The sequence below is a fragment of the Thermoflexus sp. genome, from assembly GCF_042408365.1.
Taxonomy (GTDB): Bacteria; Chloroflexota; Anaerolineae; order Thermoflexales; family Thermoflexaceae; genus Thermoflexus.
The window spans coordinates 1-3,067 of the sequence record NZ_JBHOQJ010000303.1 but is presented as its reverse complement, the minus strand read 5'-3'; the positions used below and the strand labels follow the sequence as shown (position 1 = coordinate 3,067).

At 64.4% G+C, this 3,067-nt stretch carries 3 protein-coding genes; all 3 read left to right on the top strand.

Features of this window, described 5'->3' with window-relative positions:
• The coding region (locus tag ACFMO5_RS13915; protein WP_376793350.1) for a glutamate mutase L at window positions 1-1,081 on the top strand (1,081 nt) is incomplete at its 5' end.
• Window positions 1,082-1,222: 141 nt separating this feature from the next.
• Window positions 1,223-2,311: a hypothetical protein gene (locus tag ACFMO5_RS13910; RefSeq protein ID WP_376793349.1), complete on the top strand. Its 1,089-nt coding sequence runs from the start codon at window positions 1,223-1,225 to the stop codon at window positions 2,309-2,311.
• Window positions 2,312-2,341: 30 nt separating this feature from the next.
• Window positions 2,342-2,809, top strand: a complete 468-nt coding sequence (locus ACFMO5_RS13905; RefSeq protein ID WP_376793348.1) for a hypothetical protein — start codon at window positions 2,342-2,344, stop codon at window positions 2,807-2,809.
• Window positions 2,810-3,067: the final 258 nt, after the last annotated feature.

Below are 3,067 nucleotides of genomic sequence, written 5' to 3'. Positions count from 1 at the left end.
GGTCGAGGCAATGGATCAGCGATATGTGGAGCTGGGGACGACAAGCCTCCCCGGGTTTTCGCTTCTGCAAAACTGGGCTCGAGGGGATATCCTGCCAACCGCGAGGGCGCTAAGCCATGTGGCTCGTTACCTGAGCATGGAGGCTCAGGATCGGGGAACGCTGGTGGTTGATGTGGGAGGCAATCATACGGTGGTCGCAGCCGCCCGCGGCGGGTTGTTGGCTCAAGTGGTGCGATCGGAAAGCGGGATCGGACAGGGGATCCTGAGCCTATACCAACGCCGAGGGTATGAGCGCATCGCGCGATGGCTGCCTCAGGAGATCCAACCCGAAGTCCTGGAGGCCTTCGTCTGGACGAAGGCGATGCATCCGCTTTCGATCCCTCAGACGATCGAGGAGATGTGGATTGAGCTGGCTTTCGCACGGGAGGCCATTGGGGAAGCCTGGGAACAGCTGCGAGAGCTTTGGCCGGAGTTGGGGCAGACCCCCCGGGCCTTTGAGCCGATCCTCCTGAGCGGTGGGGCCTTCGCCGCCCACGCCCGCCCTGGGGCGTTTGCCCTGGCGGCGCTGGATGCGCTGCAACCGGTTGGGCTGACCACCTTGCTTTGGGACCCGGTCGGGCTCACCCCAAGCCTGGGGGCAGTGGCTGCGCTGGATGCCTCGCTGGCGATCGAGGTGGTGGCCGGCCGGCCATGGATCCCCTTGGCCACGGTCCTGGCCCCTGCTCTGGATGGCTCGGTGGGGCTGGATGAGTTGTTGTTCACTGTTGAGGTGTATCATCGTGGGCCTGAGGGCGCGGAGTCTGTATATGAGATTGAAGTGCGCGGGGGGCGATTGGAAGTGGTGCCGACTCCGGGGACCGGTGAAATGGAGCTCCGGCGGTTCCGGATGCGACGCCCGGTCGATTTGGGCTGGGGCCCCCGTCGAGCCCCGCGACGGATCCGCATTGTGGGCGGGCTGCTCGGGTTGATCGTGGATGGGCGGGGTCGTCCACTTCGGCTGGCAGACGCTCCGGACGCGCGTCGGGAGCAGATCCAGCGCTGGCTGTGGGATGTTGGCGCCTTGGGAGGAGGGATTTATTGAGCTCCATGCGTGGAATTTTATGAGGGGCGGCTTCATAGAAAATTTCCATACTCTTTTCATTTTCACGGCGAAGCAACTCTCTTATCGCATCTACAGGGTGAGCATTACAATCCTCCTATCCAAGCGAGGCCCGATCAGCCGATGGAGATGCTGCGGTTTTACCCAGAGGAAGTCCGGTTTATCGCCCTGGCGACGATCCGTCGGGAGCGCCGGCTGTCCGTGCCGGGCAAAGTGCTGGTTCGGCGTGGGGATCAAGTGGAAGCCACGACTGTCCTTGCTGTGGCGGAGCAGCCGACCGCTGTGGTCATCGTGGATATTGCCAGCCAGTTGAAGGTCCCTCCTGAACGGGCCGCCGCGTACTTGCAGCAGAAATCTGGCGCTTCCGTGCGCGCTCAGGAAGTCCTGGCGCAGCGGCGGATCTGGATGGGACTGCGCACCTTGCGGGCGCGCTCGCCGGTGGATGGGGAGATCGTGGCCACGGGCGGAGGGAAGGTTCTGATCTGGACAGGCGTGCGTGAAATCGAAGTCCGGGCAGGGTTTCCCGGAACGGTCGCCGAAGTCCTCCCTTCCTATGGCGCAGTGATCGAAACCAAGGGCGCCCTAATCCAGGCCTTTTGGTCCAGCGGCCCCGATTTCAGCGGGATGATTCGAATCGTCACCAGCGGGGCGGAGCCGCTACGAGCGCGATCGATCGACCCGGTCGCGCAGGGGACCATCGTTGTGGGGGGCGCATGGATCGAACCGAGCGCCCTGGAGCAGGCCGAGCGGCTTCAGGTCAAGGGGATCATTGCCGGAAGCATGGACGCTTCCCTCCTGTCCATGGTGCGTGAGGTTTCCTTTCCAATCGTCCTGACGGAGGGGTTCGGCCGTCTCCCGATGCATCCTGGGATCTTTCGGATCCTCTCCCTTTATCAGGGACGGGAAGCCTTTGTGCTCCAACCGCCCCTGCGCTCGGATGGCTTGCCGGGCCGCCCGGAGATCTTGATCCCTGTGCCGACGGAGAGCCTGCCGCCTCCTGAGCCGGAGGGGGAGGTATTCCTTCAACCCGGCCTTCGGGTGCGCTTGCTGCGAGAACCCTATCGAGGGCGCACCGGGACGGTGGAAAGGATCTCTCCGTATCCCTGGACGCTGGATAGCGGCCTGCGGGCCTGGTGCGTGGAGATCCAGCTGGATGGCGGGGAGGGGAACGTTTGGGTTCCGGTTTATAATGTGGAAATCCTTCGCTCGTAAAAGAAGCACCCCAGTAAGGAGGCGATTCGAATGACCGACATCGAACTGGAGGAATTGCCCCCTGAGGAAGCGCCGAATCGGACATTCCTGCTCGGTGTGCTGGTTCTGGGTGGGATTTTCGTCGCGCTTCTTTTCGCGATCGGCCTGTACCTGGCCCTGAGCGGGCCCGCTCGGGGACGGCCGGCCGCGCCAGCTGGCGCCCCCACTCGAACACCCATCCCCTCGCCGAGCCCGCTGCCGCCGACCTATACGCCCACGCCGAGCCCGACGCCGGTTCAGGTCGCGACGCCCACGCCCCCGCTTGCGGCGGCAGGCCGGCCGACCGCCACCCCAACCCCTAGGATCACAGCCACACCCATTCGCCCAACCCCTACCCCGCGGCCCAGCGGTTTGCCACAAACCGGTGGAGGGGGGATTGGATGGGGGCTGGGAGCGCTTGGGGTGCTCCTGTTGGCCTTCCTGGCCCGCCGACTTCGTTCGCGCCCTCAGGCCTCGTGATTGGGTAGCCCTCCGGAGCCGGTGGTGAGGATCGTTCGGACGGCAACGGAAAAGCCCTCGCTGTCCGAACGATCCTCACGCGTAGCAGGATCGTAACGGTCATCCTCTTGGGCTTGGTTTTCCGAATTCGGTGCGGAGCTCCCGCGAAGGGGCGGAAGGGCTCCATCTCCTTTAATCCCCTCGCTCTATGGCCCGGGGGCCGCGGGAAGAGGGGAGGCAAAATATTTTTGGGCCCGAGCCGCGCGTCGAAGGCGCGCG

Excerpts from the sequence above, each read along its gene's own strand:
- ACFMO5_RS13910 (WP_376793349.1), top strand. The coding sequence starts at position 1,223 with ATGGAGATGCTGCGGTTTTACCCAGAGGAAGTCCGGTTTATCGCCCTG.
- ACFMO5_RS13905 (WP_376793348.1), top strand. The coding sequence starts at position 2,342 with ATGACCGACATCGAACTGGAGGAATTGCCCCCTGAGGAAGCGCCGAAT.